The sequence below is a fragment of the Bacillus mesophilus genome, assembly GCF_011008845.1.
Classification (GTDB): domain Bacteria; phylum Bacillota; class Bacilli; order Bacillales; family SA4; genus Bacillus_BS; species Bacillus_BS mesophilus.
Map to the genome: position 1 here is coordinate 40,510 of NZ_JAAIWM010000014.1, position 15,100 is coordinate 55,609.

Sequence of the window (15,100 nt, forward strand, 5' to 3'; positions counted from 1 at the left end):
AATCAACACTGTCCTTAACTCATGAATATATTTAAAAAACCTAGCCATAAGACTAGATTTAGTTATTTATCTTGTACAGTGAGTCACTTAATTTACCAAACTCTAGGATAGATAGGGATTCTCCTCTTCGTTCTGGAGCAATTTCAGCCGCTTCTAATGCTAACAGTAACTGCTCTTTGGAAAGCTTTTTAGAGAGATTATGACTCAAGTTATTTAGAATTGTTTTTCGTCGTTGACCAAAGCTACTTCTAACCACTTCAAAGAAGAATGATTCATCGATCACCTCAACGGCAGGTTTGCTACGTCTCGTTAAGCGAATAACCGCTGAATCAACATTAGGTTGCGGTACAAATACTGTCTTTGGTACAGTCATCACAGTTTTTGCTTCTGTATAGTACTGTACAGCAATTGATAACGAACCATACTCTTTTGTATTAGGACCTGCCGCCATTCGGTCTGCTACTTCTTTCTGGAGCATAACAACAATTCCCCTAAGTGGTAACCTCTCCTCTAATAACTTCATAAGGATTGGAGTTGTTACATAGTAGGGCAAATTTGCCACAACCATTATATCCTCTTGATCACCAAACTCCTCTTGGATAACCTCCCTTACATTTGCTTTTAACACATCTTGATGAATTACCTTAACATTTGAGTAAGGAGATAGTGTATCTTCTAGAATAGGTAATAATCTCTGGTCAATCTCAAAAGCAACTACTTTCTTCGCTCGCTTTGCTAACTGCTCAGTTAACGCACCTATACCCGGTCCGATTTCAATAGCACAACTATTCTCATTAATCTCAGCAAAATCAACAATATTATGTAAGATGTTCGTATCAATCAAGAAATTTTGACCTAAGCTCTTTTTAAATGAGAAGCCGTATTTTGTTAATATTTCTTTTGTTCTAATTGGAGTTGCGATATCTTTTGTCAATTTTATTCCTCCTGAAGTACTTGTTTTACAGATGCTTCAAATTGTTCCCTTGAAATTTGAAACATTTGCAGTCTTTTATATAGCTGTTTTCCATTTGTATATCCGATCTTTAGGAGGATTCCTAGCCTCTCTCTTCTTTTCTTCGCTTGACTACCTGCAATAAGCCCTAAGTAAACAAGCTCGTCCCAACCAATCTCCTCTTTAATTTCAATCCATTCCTGTTGGACCTCTGATAGAGCCTGCCTGATTACTTCAACCGAGGCATGTTCCACACCCACTTTTCGTTTCCTTTTATCAAGAGCATCTTGTCTTTGAATGAAAGCATGCTTACAGCCAGGAACATGTTGCGAAACAATTTTTCTGATTTTTTCTCCAGGATAGTCAGGGTCTGTAAAAATTATTACTCCTCTGCGCTCCTGAGCAAGTTTTATTTTATGAAGTGTTTCTTCATTAATCGCTGACCCATTAGTTTCAATTGTATCGGCAGCAACAGCGTTTTGTATTGCTATCGTATCATCCTTACCTTCCACTACAATTATTTCTTTTATTTTCATTTTTTCCTCCGGAAGATGAAACTTTTATTCGTATTGTTTCGTCTTATATAGTAGATAATACCTTTATCTTATTAATTATGTACAGTTTGGCTTAAAATTTACGAAAACCCATTATTATACAACAAAAAAACAGGGGAGAAATCCCCTGTAACATTACTTATTCTAAGATCTTTATTTTTACTGTTTTACGCCCCCAGCTGTATGCTTGGGACTTAGTCGCAAAAAATACATCAATCTTATTTCCTCTTATTGCAGAACCTGTATCACCTGCAATTGCATATCCATAACCTTCTACATAAACCTTCGTGCCAAGAGGAATGACACTTGGATCAACAGCAATCACTTTAGCATTGGGATTAGCCTTTAGATTAATCCCTGTACTAGTAATACCTGAACAACCGTTACAATAAGCAGTATAAGCTGTAGAGCTTACAGTAAACTCTTTCGCTACTTTACCACTTCCTCTAGAAACTTGTGGTTGTTTTACAACCTTTGTTCCAACTGCAACAATTCGGTCTTTGGTTTCTTTTAATGTCTCTGTTTTAAGTAGTTCTCTAGAAACCTCTTTACCATTCTCAATAATCACTTCATAATGCTTGGCAACTTTCCCAGTCTCACCGTTATTCACGACCTTTTCAGTTCCCTTTGTTAAATTTGCATCTTTCTTGGTAACAACAGCATAATCTACGGATTCTTCCACTACATCGGTGACCTTTTCTACCCTAGTTACCGAAACGGTCAATTCTGCAACTACCATTTCTTCTAGCCCTGGTTCAACACGGTCCAATTCATTTAGTGTGATGCTCTGCTTTTCTAAAAAGTCAGCGACAGTAGTCGAAGTTGTCCATACCTGCTTTTCTTCTCCGCCAACATTCATTGTTAGTTGAAACGCACTTTCAACTAAAACTTCCATATTTGCCTTGATAGAAGCATTAAGTTTTGGTTCTACTTTATCATGTTCTGTTACTTTGATATTTTGCGAGTCTAATAGTTCTTGAACTGTCTCAGTTGTAGTCCAAATTTTGGTTTCTTCTTCGTTGATTACTAATTCAACTGGTATTGCAGCTTTCCAAATGACATTCATATCATCTTCTATGACGGTATCTAAGCTTAGATTTACGAAATCCTCTTTTCGTAATTCTATCGCTTGCTCTGACAAGACGTCTCCAACAGTGTTAGCATGTGTCCTGATCACTTGATCTTCACCGTTTACTGTCAGTGTAACAGTTTCCTTCGTTTCCTCATATACTGCATAAGATGTTATACCTGCAAAGACTAGGAAACTAGTAACCAGTACTACAATCTTCTTAGCTGTCATAGGTGCGGAAAACAGCTTTTTCATGTTATTAATCACGATGAAAAACGCCTCCTTCTCTACTTGAGAGATTATAAAGAGTAATATCTTTTTTGTCAAATCTCCTCTTGCTCGGACCGTATACCCTATTATGAACAACTAGTTCAAAATTTTAAAGGAAGACTTATCGACAAGGTTATCCTATGAAGGGAAGGAGACATGTAGAACTTTTTTAAAATACAAAGTAAATGGACATGTTTGGTATTATTTCGACATTATTTACTATTATTTGATGTTAAATATTTGACGAGCATTGTCGTACGTTTTTTGGACAACCTCTTCGTATGAAATTCCCTTTAACTCTGCAATTTCCTTCGCAACTAAAGCCACATAACTTGGTTCGTTTCTCTTTCCACGGAAAGGGTGTGGTGCTAAGTAAGGACAATCTGTTTCAATTAAAAGATGTTCTAACGGCAGCTCTTGTGCAACTTCCTTTGGCTTTTTAGCATTTTTAAACGTTACGGGACCACCAAATGAAATATAAAAATTCATAGCTATACATTCCTTCGCTACTTCTAAGCTCCCGCTATAGCAATGCATAATACCCCCAACCTCTGAAGCCTTTTCTTCTTTTAAAATATCAACAATATCCTGCGTAGCTTCACGATTATGAATAATAATCGGTAGCTTTACCCGTTTAGCTAGTTGGATTTGTTTGCGAAATACTTCTTTTTGAATTTCCTTCGGAGATTTATCCCAGTGATAATCTAGCCCCATCTCCCCTATTGCAACCACTTTAGGGTGAGAAGCAAGCTCTTCAATCCACTTAAGATCTTCTTCTGTCATATCTATAGCATCAACAGGATGCCAGCCAACAGACGCATAAAGAAAAGGATATGTTTCTGCAAGATGTAGTGCCTTCTTTATAGTAGTTCGGTCAAACCCTACCACCACCATATTATGAACACCCTGCTCCTGCGCTCTTGTAATAACTTCTTCTAAATCATCATTAAATTGTTCTGCATTTAAATGTACATGTGTATCAAATAGCATAGACAATCTCCTTTTGTTATTTTATCATGTATTTTCATGTCATAGCTTACGGTCACCTTACAATTATATTACAAATACAAGCTAACTTATTTCCTTTCTCTGGTTTCCTATCCTAAAGAAAAGAAACAGATAGGTGCATAGACACCTATCTTATTAAAGTTACCTATTATTTTACAATCGATCCATTTGGGAGGCTTTGATCAACTGAAGCTACAGACAGAACACCATCTTGGGATCCAGCTAAAATCATTCCCTCTGATTTTTCTCCCCTTAGTGTAACTGGCTTTAAATTAGTGACACAAATAACCTTCTTACCGATTAATTCTTCTGGCTTATAGTGCTTGGCAATACCTGAAACTACCTGTCTTTTTTCATAACCAAGATCCAGTTGAATCTTCAATAATTTATCTGCCTTTTTTACAGGCTCCGCATCAAGAACCTCTGCCACTCTTAGCTCAACCTTCATAAAGTCGTCTATTGTAATCTCTTCTGGAGCATTGGATTCTTGTTTTGCTATTACCTTAGGTGCAGTACCCTGCATCTTTTCTTTTATATACTCAACCTCTTCAGTAATGTCGAGTCTTGGGAAAATTGGTTGCCCTTGAACCACCTTAGTACCTAATGGTATTGCTCCATACTGGTCCAAACTATCCCAAGAAGTTAAAAGGGTTTGATTAATACCAAGCTGCTTCCAAATTTCCTCAGGGGTTTTGGTTAAGAATGGTTGGATCATGATGGATACTTGTCTTAATGACTCTGCAAGATGAGCCATTACAGAACCTAGCTGATCTCTTTTTTCTTCGTCCTTTGCCAAAACCCATGGCTGTGTCTCATCAATATATTTATTCGTTCTAGAAACAAGCTGCCAAAGAGCAGTTAAAGCGACTGAGAATTGCATATCTTCCATTGCATCCTCTACTTTACTTTTAGTTTCCTTCGTTATCTGTTCTAGTTGTTGATCATACTCAGTATGGGTACCACTATATTCAGGAATCTCTCCATTAAAGTACTTTTGAATCATAGCGACTGTCCGATTTAGTAAATTTCCAAGGTCATTTGCTAAATCAAAGTTAATTCTCTCAACAAATCCTTCTGGTGTAAACACACCATCAGAGCCAAATGGCACTTCTCTAAGAAGATAGTAACGAAGAGCATCTAAACCGTAACGGTCAATTAAGGTAACAGGATCTACAACATTACCTTTAGATTTTGACATCTTGCCGTCCTTCATAAGTAGCCAGCCATGGGCAAATACCTTCTTAGGCAATGGAATGTCTAGAGCCATCAGCATAATTGGCCAGTAAATCGTATGGAAACGAACTATTTCTTTTCCAACTAAATGGACATTTGCTGGCCAGAACTTTTGATATTTTTCATCTTGTTCAGTGCCATAACCAAGAGCAGTAATGTAGTTAGATAGTGCATCAATCCATACATATATAACATGCTTTGAGTCCCCTGGTACTTTAACTCCCCAATCAAAAGTAGTACGAGAAACTGCCAGATCCTCTAGCCCTGGTTTAATGAAGTTATTAATCATTTCATTTTTACGCGATTCTGGTTGGATGAAGCCAGGATTCTCCTCATAATACTGCAACAAACGATCAGCATACTTACTCATCTTGAAAAAGTAAGATTCTTCCTTAACCTTCTCTACTGACCGATTACAATCGGGACATTTTCCTTCTTCTAACTGTCTCTCAGTATAGAAGGATTCACAAGGGGTACAGTACCAACCCTCGTATTGATCTAAATAAATATCTCCCTGTTCTACAAGACGTGCAAAGATTTGTTCTACTATATCTTTATGTCGTACCTCTGTTGTTCTAATGAAATCATCATATGTAATTTCTAACTTATCCCATAATTCTTTAATACCTTCTACGATGTCATCTACATATTTCTGTGGAGTAACACCTTTTTCTTCTGCATTTCGTTGAATCTTTTGTCCGTGCTCATCTGTTCCAGTTAAGTAGAAAACTTCAAAACCACGTAGACGCTTATAGCGAGCCATTGCATCCCCTGCTACAGTTGTATAAGCATGTCCAATGTGTAGCTTTCCACTTGGATAGTAGATTGGTGTAGTTAAATAAAATGTTTTATGATCAGCCATTTAATAGCCCCCTATCTTCAGTACTCAAGTTAATATGATATTTACCTTTTATTATCTTATCAAAAAATATGAATTTATAAAGAAATTAACGAAAATATATATAGTCCACTTGTGTTTTATCTGGCTAAATAGATAAAAGGCAATGAAGTTTTATTGCCAATACATTCATCTATTCCTATTATTGAGGATATTTATACATTCATGGTGTTTCAAAAATTTGTAAACGGGTAGTAAATAAATGTGGGTATATTTCCCAAGTGAATATTTGTCGAATATCTATTGTTTTTTGTCGAATTAAATTTATAATAAAGTTTTAAAAAGTAAAATCTTGTATATCCTTAGTTTCCCGGTATTACAGTATTTTGTAATAAAAAATTCACATCTTTTTACAGTTTTATGATTGACTGGTTTGGGAATCACTGGTATTATATATTTAAAGTTTATGTCGAATTATGACGAAAAACAATGAAATTTGTTATAAATGATTTTAGGGAGAGGGGACTGTTTATTAATGAAATCTACAGGGATTGTTCGTAAGGTTGATGAATTAGGTCGTGTTGTAATTCCAATAGAGTTAAGACGTACTCTAGGAATTGCAGAAAAGGATTCTTTGGAAATATACGTGGATGATGAGAGAATCATCTTAAAAAAATATAAGCCAAACATGACTTGTCACGTTACTGGTGAAGTTAGTGAAGATAACTTAGCACTAGCTGGAGGTAAGATTATTCTAAGCCGTGAAGGTGCAGAACAGATCTTAAACGAACTTCAAGGTACTTTTACTACAAATAAATAATTCATAACCGCAAACATGCGATGATATAAAAAGAGCATACCTAACGGATGCTCTTTTTTGTGTTATATGAAAGTAAAAATTTTTGGAATGCTTTAATCTAGCTCAACCCCCTCGAGGCTAAAGGGGGCGCTTGTGCCTTTTGTTCTATTAGTCATTAATATGGAACTCTTCATAAATTTCTCTTTTTGCTCGATTTCGGTCTATTGCAACTTTTTTTATTGCTTCTTTAGATGTCAAATTCTTCTGTTCTATGTACCAATTCACGTGTTGTTTCGGTGTCAGATCAGTCCACCAATTAGTTTCTTCTTTGCTTTCCTCTTCAGCGGATCCTTCTACTAATATACAGCATTCTCCCTTGATTTCAGATTGACCTTCTAACCACTCTTCTACCTCACCGATATCTCCTCTTATAAATTCTTCAAACTTTTTAGTAAGTTCTCTACATATCACAATCCTTCTTGTATCTCCCAACACCTCTGCCATGGCTTTAACTGTCTCTTTTATCCGATGAGGAGATTCGTAAAAAATCATGGTCGTTTGTTGAAATTTCAAACGCTCAAGTTCCTTTTTCTTATCCTTCTTTTGCCTTGGAAGAAATCCAAAAAATGAAAAGCTTTGTGGAGGAAGCCCTGACGCTGTTAATGCAGTTACTGCTGCATTAGGACCTGGAAGTGGTATAACAGGAAACCCAAATTGAAGTGCTAAGATAACCAACTCATAGCCTGGATCAGATATAGTGGGCATACCAGCATCACTTACTAGTGCTATTCTTTTCCCTTGTTTCAAGTCTTCGATTAGCCTCTCACCGCTCTTTTCCTTGTTATGTTCGTGATAACTAGTTATAGGAGTTTGTATATCAAAATAGTTACAAAGCTTCCTAGTTACCCTTGTATCCTCTGCAGCAATCACAGCAGATTCTTTTAAAATTCGAATCGCACGAAATGTCATGTCTTCCAAATTACCAATTGGGGTTGGGACTAAATATAATGCCCCGCTCTCTTCATTATGAAAGCTTTTCTGTTGTAGCATAATTAACACCTCTCTCTTCTAGAAATTTCTCTTTTGCTTTTCTTGATAATTGTTTAAACCTATATTCAGCAGACATTGCTAATTGCTTTGTAGAAAAAATTTCATAATAAAGAAGAAATACAGGATTCCGAGCTCTTGTATATTTTGCACCTTTTCCTTCATTATGTTTATCTATTCTCTGTTCAAGATTATTGGTATAACCACCGTAAAAACTTCCATCTTTACAGGACAATACATAAAAATAATGATTAGGAGTCTCCATAGAGAATGGTGTGAACCTCCTTTGTATATTCTCCATTCTTATCGTATACAACAAGGGGAGGTAAAATCTTTAAATCCGGTTTACCATCCTTAATTCCTTCTATTAATAAAGTATTAGCTTCTTTTCCCTCTTTCGGGTATACAAATTGGAGTCTCTTCGGTTCTAATCGGTATGCTCTCATTAGCGTAATAATATCCAAAAGCCTACCAGGTCTGTGAACAAATGCCACCTTTGCCCCTGGTCGTGCTAGCTGACTACTCACTCTAACCACATCCTCCAATGTACAAAATATTTCATGTCTTGCTATAGCCAAATGTTCATTCTTATTTTTCTCACTAGTCTCTGGAGTCGGAAAATATGGTGGGTTACAAGTCACCACATCATACTTGCCATGCCCTAACAATTTAGGCATGTCCAATATGTTTCCATGAACTATATTAATTTGCTGATTCAAATCATTATACTCAACACTTCGTTTTGCCATGTCAAAAATGCGTTCTTGAATCTCTATACCTGTAATATTACCCTTTGTTCGTGTACTTAATAATAAAGGGATTACCCCATTACCCGTACATAGATCAATAAGGTTCCCCTTTTGAATAGGTACATAAACAAACCGAGACAATAGAACAGTATCTAAAGAAAAGGCAAACACAGATGGACTCTGTATAATTCTTAAATTTTCCGCTAAAAGGTAATCTAGGCGCTCATCATTATGTAGGTCTACCATTTCATTATTCCTTTCTAACCATTTTCTAAGGAAAATAGCCTTCCCTGGTTTAGGAAAGGCCATACATTACTTCTTATTTAAAAAGGAGAGGCAGAATAAACAGTCTCCTTCTTTTCTGATGCTTCCATAATGCACATTACAAATATGAAAACCCTCATGATATAGTCTAGCTAAATTATCATAGCCTTCACCTATATCAACAGGTTTGTTACTCTCTTTAATATCTTGCTGATTCTCGATTTGATTTTCCTCTTCTCTCACTGACTGGTCAAGCCGATTTCGCAAGTGTGCATTTTCTATTTTTATATGATTATTTTCTTCTAGAAGTTCGGCTAAATGCTGTTTGAGCTCGCCAAGTTGTTTATACAAATCACCGATTTGCTCTTCCATACTACTAACAGAGTCAAATATCTCTTTTTTATCCACTTGCTCCACCTCATTAATCTGTAGCTTGGATAGAAACGGCTCCTTCTTGGATTAATTCATCAAGTGTATATTCAACAACACGCTCTATATCTGGTAGCTGAACTTGGATGAGGCGCTCAAGTATATTTAATCCAACTACTCTACCTAAACCATTAGGCGTCTTAATCGGCTCGCCAATATCAGGTAAGGCTTCTTTTGCCGTTTCATATTCGTCGTTTTCGTACTTTAAACAACACATTAAACGTCCACAAAGCCCCGATATTTTCGATGGGTTCAATGAAAGGTTTTGGTCCTTAGCCATCTTGATTGATACTGGTTCAAAATCACCGAGAAATGTTGAACAACATAGCATTCTTCCACAGGGACCAATGCCGCCAAGCATTTTTGCTTCATCTCGTACACCAATTTGTCGTAGCTCTATTCTAGTACGGAAAATGGCTGCTAAATCTTTTACAAGCTCTCTAAAGTCTACTCTACCATCAGCAGTAAAGTAAAAGATTACTTTATTTCTATCAAAGGTATACTCAACATCAACTAACTTCATATCTAGTCCATGCTCAATTACTTTTTCTTCACATACTTGATATGCTTCTAAAGCAGCCTTTTTATTCTCGTCTACTGTCATCTTATCCTTTGGATCAGCAATTCGTATTACTTTCTTTAAAGGTAAGACTACATCTTCAGCATCCACTTTTTTATTACTAATCACAACTTTTCCGTATTCTATTCCACGGACTGTTTCGACAATGACAAATTCCTCATTAGGAATCGCAAATTCTGCTGGGTCAAAATAATATATTTTACCCGCTTTTTTAAAGCGGACTCCAACTACATCATACAAGCTAGGATCCCTCCTGCAATTTAAGCACCAATTGCTCCATCATTAATTGTCCTTGCACATTGGCGTTAAGGCGTTTTTTTGCCTCTAAGATAGCGGCCATTTTTTCAACAATACTTTTTTGTGATAGTTGAAGAGCTCTTTGTTTCATCTGCTCTAAAATATCACGATACACAACCGCATCTTCCTCTCCAATTATAAAGGAAAGAATGTCTCTATAATAGAGCAATAATAAATCTAGACCAATTTCGACCTGTTCTCTTTCTTTAAAATGCTGAATCCATTTTTCCTGTATAAAAAATAAGCCAGCGGATGAATCTAGTACTTCACATAATTGTAACACTACTTTTCTAGCCTCTGCAAACCAATCATCCTGAGCAAGACTCTGAGCTTGATCAATACTGTTTGTAAGTTGAACAACTACTCTTGCTAACACTGGATTAATCCCTGCTTCAGTAAGCTGTTCAGATAAAATTTCCTTTGAAACAGTCATAGTTGATAAGGTTTGGCATCTTGAGATAATTGTATCTATCATTTTATTGATCTGCTCTGTTAATAGAACAGCTGTTGTTCCTTCGTTAGGTTCTTCTAAAAACTTTAACAAGCTATTAGAAGCATTTATAGTCATTTTATCAGCATGGTTTATAATATAGAACTTTTGTTTAGATTCAACCCCAGTTTTTGAAAACTCTTCTTGTAGAAGTTGAATTTGTTGTTTCTTTATAGATAAACCATCTGGTTCTATTATATGAACATCTGGATGATTACCAGATTCTATTCTTCGACAATTGACACAAGTATGACAAGGATTCATCTCACCATAAATATCTTTACAGAAGAGTGTTTTAGCTAGGAACTTGGCAATCTCTTTTTTTCCTGTTCCTCTCTTTCCCTCTAATAAATAAGCGTGGGCTAATCTATTTTTCTTTATACTATTGACTAGCATCCTTGTCACAACAGGCTGTTGAATTGAAAAATCTTCCCACGTCTTATTCATATCCATCACTCACTTACGTATATAAGTTAATAAGCAGTCCTTTGATTTCTCCAATTTTGCCTAGAATATCAATAGTTCCTTGCTCTTTTTTGACAATTTCATCTGTTAATTCAACCAAGCTACGATCAACTTTCTCAACGGTTCTTAGTGTTTGACTATGTCCACTAGATGTCCAGCTATGCGATTGTTTAAGATCCATTCCATATTCAACTGCCTGTTTAACAAAATTCTTTACTAAACTTTTATATTTAGCTAAGTCCTTGAAGTTTCTTGAACGGGCAAGTCTCTCTCCTTGTCCTTCAATCTGAGACATTAGTTTATGAAGTTGATCCATTTGGAGCTTACTCTCCTGCTTTTGAACAATCTCTCCAAAGCGTGAGGATCCAACTGTAGATACCTTTTGATCATTTCTTGCCTTATCCAATGCTGGACGAAGATCTTGATTGATTTTCATTACGTTTTTGCCTCCATTAAAACTGGTGGAATTCTTCTACCGGTAGTACAAACACCGTTGCACCACCAACCTCCACCTCTACAGGGTAAGGAACATAGGAGTCTGCATTTCCACCCATAGGGGAAACAGGAGCAACTAACTGATCGCGGTGCTTACAGTTTTCTTTTATAATTTCAAGTGCTTTGGGTACACGAATGTCTTCTGTTCCTATTAAGAAGGTAGTATTTCCTGATTTTAAGAATCCACCCGTACTTGCCAATTTAGTCGCACGAAAATTCGATTCCACCAATGCAGTTGATAAACGATTACTATCTTTATCCTGGACTACAGCCATAATCAGTTTCATCATTATGCCTCCTTTTATTTTATCACGTTTTTATATACTATTCATTTTCTGATAAATGGTAATTGTTTCGTCATTTATACATCAATTTCCTCTATTATAAACAACTTCATCAATTTCTGAAAACTTTTTTAAGTGAAGAATAAAGTTAATGGTACAAAAGTTTCCTATTTAGGTAAAAAAAGCACCTCTTATAATGAAGTGCTTGTTACATGAGTACTTATTATACTCTCTAGTGCATGGAGTGTTTCACTATATACTTGTTCAATCGTCTGATCGGCATTGATCGTAACAAATCGTTCAGGCTCCCTATCAATAACCAACTGATACCCCTCTCGAACCTTGTGATGGAAATCTAGCTCCTCTAAATCTAAACGGTTGATTTCCCGGTCAAGATTTTTCTTAATTCTATTAAATCCGATTTCTGGCTCTAAATCGAAATAGATTGTCTTGGTTGGCATTAGATTCTCTATCGCAAATTGGTTAACTGATAATACTTCTTCAATTCCAAGTCCACGAGCATAGCCTTGATAGGCAAGTGAGCTATCTAAGAAGCGATCACATAACACTATATACCCTTCATTAATAGCTGGCAAAACCTTTTCTACTAAATGTTGTCGTCTAGCTGCAGCATACAGTAAGGCTTCCGTTCTTCCATCCATTTCTGTATGATCAGGATTTAAAATCACTGATCTTATTTGCTCAGCTATTTTAATACCGCCGGGTTCTCTTGTATAGATTACCTTCTGACCTTCTTTTTCCAAATGTTTAACTAGCATATGAATAATAGTTGTTTTTCCTGCACCTTCAGGACCTTCTGCAGTTATAAATAAACCCTTCATTACTAATTCTCCTCTTTTAAACTCTCATAGATGTAAATGGTATCATTCACTAAGCCTTGAATTTTTGCTCTTTGCTTTATTAAAGCTTGAAGTTCTTTTATATGTTCATCGGTAATCAGTTCACCTTGAAGAATTAACGGTATCCCAGGTGGATACGGTGTTAACGTCTGTGCGGAAACATGGTTAATGCTTTCTTCTAAATGTACCGTAAGAGTTCTCTTTGATTTTAATTCGTCAAATGAATATGGCACCATAGATTGAACTTGATAACGAGTTTTCAATCTTTTTTGTTCTGGAATTGACTGAATTTTGTAGAGTGCTTCTCTAATTTTAGATAACAAAAGATCCATATTTACCTCTGCTAGCGGCATAATGCACAATACATTATAAAAGTCTGCCAACTCTGTGAACAGGCCAACTTCTTCAAAAATTGCTTGTAGCTCATAGCCAGTTAACTGACAACGACTTTGAATCAAGATTTTTAATGGATCTTGCTTTAAACCTTGGTCATTTGATTGGACTGTACATATCTGTGGTATGTTATTAAGTCCTTCTTTAAACTTGTGTATATTCTTATAAATATGGCCAATGCCAGTTACTTTTAAATTTGCAAGAAAAGCTCTAGCAAGATCAAGGGATGCCATAATTGGATATGACGGACTACTTGATTGTAAGGCTCTAAGATAAAAAGTGACTTTATCAATCGAAACTAACTGACTTTGATAATGTAGATATGACCCCATTGTCATAGCAGGGAGAGTTTTATGTGCTGATTGTACAACCAGATCCGCGCCACTATGAATAGCTGATTCAGGAAAGGGGGCACCTATACCAAAATGAGCTCCATGTGCTTCATCTACTAGTACTGGGATTCCCTTTATGTGTGCATGTCTCACTATATCCTTTAAATCATGTGTATGTCCATAATAGGTGGGATTGGTAAGGATGATTGCCTTTGCATCAGAATGATCCTCTACAGCCTCAATAACAGTATGGGTAGGAACATAGGTTTGAACATGCGCTTCTTCATCATATTTCGGAGCTAAAAAGACAGGCTTCGCACCTGCTAGGATTAAAGCATTCATAACTGACTTATGACAATTGCGCTGAACCAACACTTTGTCATTACTACTACACGTAGAGAGAATCATTGCCAGATTTCCTACTGTAGTTCCATTAACTAGAAAGAATGACTTTTCTGCTCCATATAGATTAGCTAACAAGTCTTCACTTATTTTTATCGCTTCCTCTGGATGATGTAGATCATCCAAACCAGTTAATTCAGTTACGTCAAGGCTAAGGATTTCCCTAAAATAAGAATGCCCCTTATCCAAAAAAACTTGTCCATTTTTATGGCCCGGAACATGTAGGGAAATTGGTTTCTTATCTATATGATTTATTAATGCGTCCATTAAAGGGGTTTGAGATTGATTCATTACTAGTCCCTTTCTATAAGTTTCATATGTATTATATCAGACCATTTAAAAAAAAATCCCGAAACTCCGGGATTTTTAAGAAAATATTGTAGGTTGCGTAACTTTTCGCATCTGCTTTAAGTAAAATTTATAATTTGGATGGTTAGTTTGAGTATGGACCATCTCAGTCTCACAATCCGTACATATAAATGAAGTATATAAATGGATTCCCTTATCTTTTGCCAATTCACATATAACACACGTTTCCCCGATATATTCTCTATTCGTTGTAGTACTCAAGTACTCCACCTCCCAGTAACTATCTTGCCCAATTCACTTAAAATGTATACACAATTAAAAATTTACATAATTTTTTTACCTTATGATTCTATTCTATGTATCTAAGATACTTGTGTGTATGTCTATAAGGAGACTTTCGGTAAACCTCTTTTATTATGTCTTTGCGTTTTCGTTTTCTGTGGCATATGAACTTATGGTAGGATTATTCATTTTTAACTTTTAGGTACGTAAACTGTATAAATTCTGAAATTTATTGTTTGGCACTTTTTGTTTGAAGTAAAATCATTACTCCGGTCTTTTCAGAACTTTTTATAGTAATTTAGCAATAATAACCCATAAATAAACTCTAAACAGTTATAAATTTACAAATTTTAGCTAGTTACTATCTCATTTTTAGAAATGTAATATTGATGTCTTAAGATCAACCCGCTTTATCAACGAAATTCATAATTTATCAACGATATTGAATGTTTTATGGACGATATCTTGAATTTAACAACGAACTCTATTTGTTTATCAACGAAATGACTAATTCTTACAGTAGGTAAGTATTTTAGAACACAAAAAAGAGTAGCTACATGAGCTACTCTTTTCATCTTTGCTTGGCGACGTCCTACTCTCACAGGGGCAATGCCCCAACTACCATCGGCGCAAGAGTTTAACTTCCGTGTTCGGATCCGGACTAAAATAAGCGGCGAATCTCTTCGTCAGCTTCATCCG

Annotated in this window: 17 protein-coding genes; 1 reads left to right on the top strand and 16 read right to left on the bottom strand. The window is 35.9% G+C overall.

All coding sequences use genetic code 11. The annotated features are described in order from the left end of the window. Positions 1 to 58: 58 nt before the first annotated feature. From rsmA to metG, 5 genes are all read right to left on the bottom strand, one after another. Positions 59 to 934 (bottom strand): 16S rRNA (adenine(1518)-N(6)/adenine(1519)-N(6))-dimethyltransferase RsmA, encoded by an 876-nt coding sequence (gene rsmA, locus G4D63_RS20905; protein ID WP_163182001.1) that lies wholly within the window; start codon positions 932 to 934, stop codon positions 59 to 61. Between the two features lie 2 nt (positions 935 to 936). Beyond that, on the bottom strand, positions 937 to 1,488 hold the full coding sequence (gene rnmV / locus G4D63_RS20910; protein WP_163182002.1) for a ribonuclease M5: 552 nt from the start codon (positions 1,486 to 1,488) through the stop codon (positions 937 to 939). A 157-nt stretch (positions 1,489 to 1,645) separates the two neighbouring features. Beyond that, positions 1,646 to 2,842 (bottom strand): ubiquitin-like domain-containing protein, encoded by a 1,197-nt coding sequence (locus G4D63_RS20915; RefSeq protein WP_163182003.1) that lies wholly within the window; start codon positions 2,840 to 2,842, stop codon positions 1,646 to 1,648. Positions 2,843 to 3,067: 225 nt separating this feature from the next. Continuing rightward, positions 3,068 to 3,835 carry a TatD family hydrolase gene (locus G4D63_RS20920; RefSeq protein ID WP_163182004.1) on the bottom strand — a complete coding sequence of 256 codons (768 nt, stop codon included), beginning with the start codon at positions 3,833 to 3,835 and terminating at the stop codon, positions 3,068 to 3,070. A 166-nt stretch (positions 3,836 to 4,001) separates the two neighbouring features. After that, positions 4,002 to 5,948 (bottom strand): methionine--tRNA ligase, encoded by a 1,947-nt coding sequence (gene metG, locus G4D63_RS20925; protein WP_163182005.1) that lies wholly within the window; start codon positions 5,946 to 5,948, stop codon positions 4,002 to 4,004. A 511-nt stretch (positions 5,949 to 6,459) separates the two neighbouring features. Between metG and G4D63_RS20930 the strand changes: the two genes are divergently transcribed. Further along, positions 6,460 to 6,744 (top strand): AbrB/MazE/SpoVT family DNA-binding domain-containing protein, encoded by a 285-nt coding sequence (locus tag G4D63_RS20930; protein ID WP_163182006.1) that lies wholly within the window; start codon positions 6,460 to 6,462, stop codon positions 6,742 to 6,744. 147 nt (positions 6,745 to 6,891) lie between these two features. Here G4D63_RS20930 and rsmI read toward each other — a convergent pair whose 3' ends face one another. The 11 genes from rsmI to G4D63_RS20985 all read right to left on the bottom strand — a co-directional run bounded on the left by rsmI (position 6,892) and on the right by G4D63_RS20985 (position 14,389). Continuing rightward, a complete protein-coding gene (gene rsmI, locus G4D63_RS20935; RefSeq protein ID WP_163182007.1) occupies positions 6,892 to 7,773 on the bottom strand; it encodes a 16S rRNA (cytidine(1402)-2'-O)-methyltransferase in 882 nt (293 codons plus the stop codon). After that, positions 7,748 to 8,035, bottom strand: a complete 288-nt coding sequence (locus G4D63_RS20940; RefSeq protein WP_163182008.1) for a GIY-YIG nuclease family protein — start codon at positions 8,033 to 8,035, stop codon at positions 7,748 to 7,750. The genes rsmI and G4D63_RS20940 overlap by 26 nt, the downstream gene beginning before the upstream one ends. Continuing rightward, positions 8,022 to 8,765, bottom strand: a complete 744-nt coding sequence (locus tag G4D63_RS20945) for a tRNA1(Val) (adenine(37)-N6)-methyltransferase (protein WP_163182018.1) — start codon at positions 8,763 to 8,765, stop codon at positions 8,022 to 8,024. The genes G4D63_RS20940 and G4D63_RS20945 overlap by 14 nt, the downstream gene beginning before the upstream one ends. A gap of 66 nt (positions 8,766 to 8,831) precedes the next feature. Beyond that, on the bottom strand, positions 8,832 to 9,191 hold the full coding sequence (gene yabA, locus G4D63_RS20950; protein ID WP_163182009.1) for a DNA replication initiation control protein YabA: 360 nt from the start codon (positions 9,189 to 9,191) through the stop codon (positions 8,832 to 8,834). A gap of 13 nt (positions 9,192 to 9,204) precedes the next feature. Further along, positions 9,205 to 10,032, bottom strand: a complete 828-nt coding sequence (locus G4D63_RS20955; protein WP_163182010.1) for a PSP1 domain-containing protein — start codon at positions 10,030 to 10,032, stop codon at positions 9,205 to 9,207. A gap of 1 nt (position 10,033) precedes the next feature. After that, complete coding sequence (gene holB, locus G4D63_RS20960) at positions 10,034 to 11,026, bottom strand: DNA polymerase III subunit delta' (RefSeq protein ID WP_163182011.1); 993 nt, start codon at positions 11,024 to 11,026, stop codon at positions 10,034 to 10,036. A 13-nt stretch (positions 11,027 to 11,039) separates the two neighbouring features. Continuing rightward, the gene (locus G4D63_RS20965) at positions 11,040 to 11,480 is read right to left on the bottom strand and encodes a YaaR family protein (RefSeq protein ID WP_163182012.1); all 441 of its coding nucleotides are present in this window, start codon (positions 11,478 to 11,480) and stop codon (positions 11,040 to 11,042) included. A gap of 16 nt (positions 11,481 to 11,496) precedes the next feature. Then, positions 11,497 to 11,826, bottom strand: coding sequence for a cyclic-di-AMP receptor (locus G4D63_RS20970; RefSeq protein WP_163182019.1), 330 nt, complete (start codon positions 11,824 to 11,826; stop codon positions 11,497 to 11,499). 188 nt (positions 11,827 to 12,014) lie between these two features. Then, on the bottom strand, positions 12,015 to 12,665 hold the full coding sequence (tmk, locus tag G4D63_RS20975) for a dTMP kinase (protein WP_163182013.1): 651 nt from the start codon (positions 12,663 to 12,665) through the stop codon (positions 12,015 to 12,017). Positions 12,666 to 12,667: 2 nt separating this feature from the next. Further along, a complete protein-coding gene (locus G4D63_RS20980; protein WP_163182014.1) occupies positions 12,668 to 14,101 on the bottom strand; it encodes an aminotransferase class I/II-fold pyridoxal phosphate-dependent enzyme in 1,434 nt (477 codons plus the stop codon). A gap of 75 nt (positions 14,102 to 14,176) precedes the next feature. Next, positions 14,177 to 14,389, bottom strand: a complete 213-nt coding sequence (locus tag G4D63_RS20985; RefSeq protein ID WP_338024016.1) for a sigma factor G inhibitor Gin — start codon at positions 14,387 to 14,389, stop codon at positions 14,177 to 14,179. Between the last annotated feature and the right edge of the window lie 711 nt (positions 14,390 to 15,100).

Excerpts from the sequence above, each read along its gene's own strand:
- G4D63_RS20945 (WP_163182018.1), bottom strand. The coding sequence starts at position 8,765 with ATGGTAGACCTACATAATGATGAGCGCCTAGATTACCTTTTAGCGGAA.
- tmk (WP_163182013.1), bottom strand. The coding sequence starts at position 12,665 with ATGAAGGGTTTATTTATAACTGCAGAAGGTCCTGAAGGTGCAGGAAAA.
- G4D63_RS20980 (WP_163182014.1), bottom strand. The coding sequence starts at position 14,101 with ATGAATCAATCTCAAACCCCTTTAATGGACGCATTAATAAATCATATA.
- rsmI (WP_163182007.1), bottom strand. The coding sequence starts at position 7,773 with ATGCTACAACAGAAAAGCTTTCATAATGAAGAGAGCGGGGCATTATAT.
- G4D63_RS20970 (WP_163182019.1), bottom strand. The coding sequence starts at position 11,826 with ATGAAACTGATTATGGCTGTAGTCCAGGATAAAGATAGTAATCGTTTA.
- G4D63_RS20920 (WP_163182004.1), bottom strand. The coding sequence starts at position 3,835 with ATGCTATTTGATACACATGTACATTTAAATGCAGAACAATTTAATGAT.
- metG (WP_163182005.1), bottom strand. The coding sequence starts at position 5,948 with ATGGCTGATCATAAAACATTTTATTTAACTACACCAATCTACTATCCA.
- holB (WP_163182011.1), bottom strand. The coding sequence starts at position 11,026 with ATGAATAAGACGTGGGAAGATTTTTCAATTCAACAGCCTGTTGTGACA.
- G4D63_RS20940 (WP_163182008.1), bottom strand. The coding sequence starts at position 8,035 with ATGGAGACTCCTAATCATTATTTTTATGTATTGTCCTGTAAAGATGGA.
- G4D63_RS20965 (WP_163182012.1), bottom strand. The coding sequence starts at position 11,480 with ATGAAAATCAATCAAGATCTTCGTCCAGCATTGGATAAGGCAAGAAAT.
- rnmV (WP_163182002.1), bottom strand. The coding sequence starts at position 1,488 with ATGAAAATAAAAGAAATAATTGTAGTGGAAGGTAAGGATGATACGATA.
- G4D63_RS20930 (WP_163182006.1), top strand. The coding sequence starts at position 6,460 with ATGAAATCTACAGGGATTGTTCGTAAGGTTGATGAATTAGGTCGTGTT.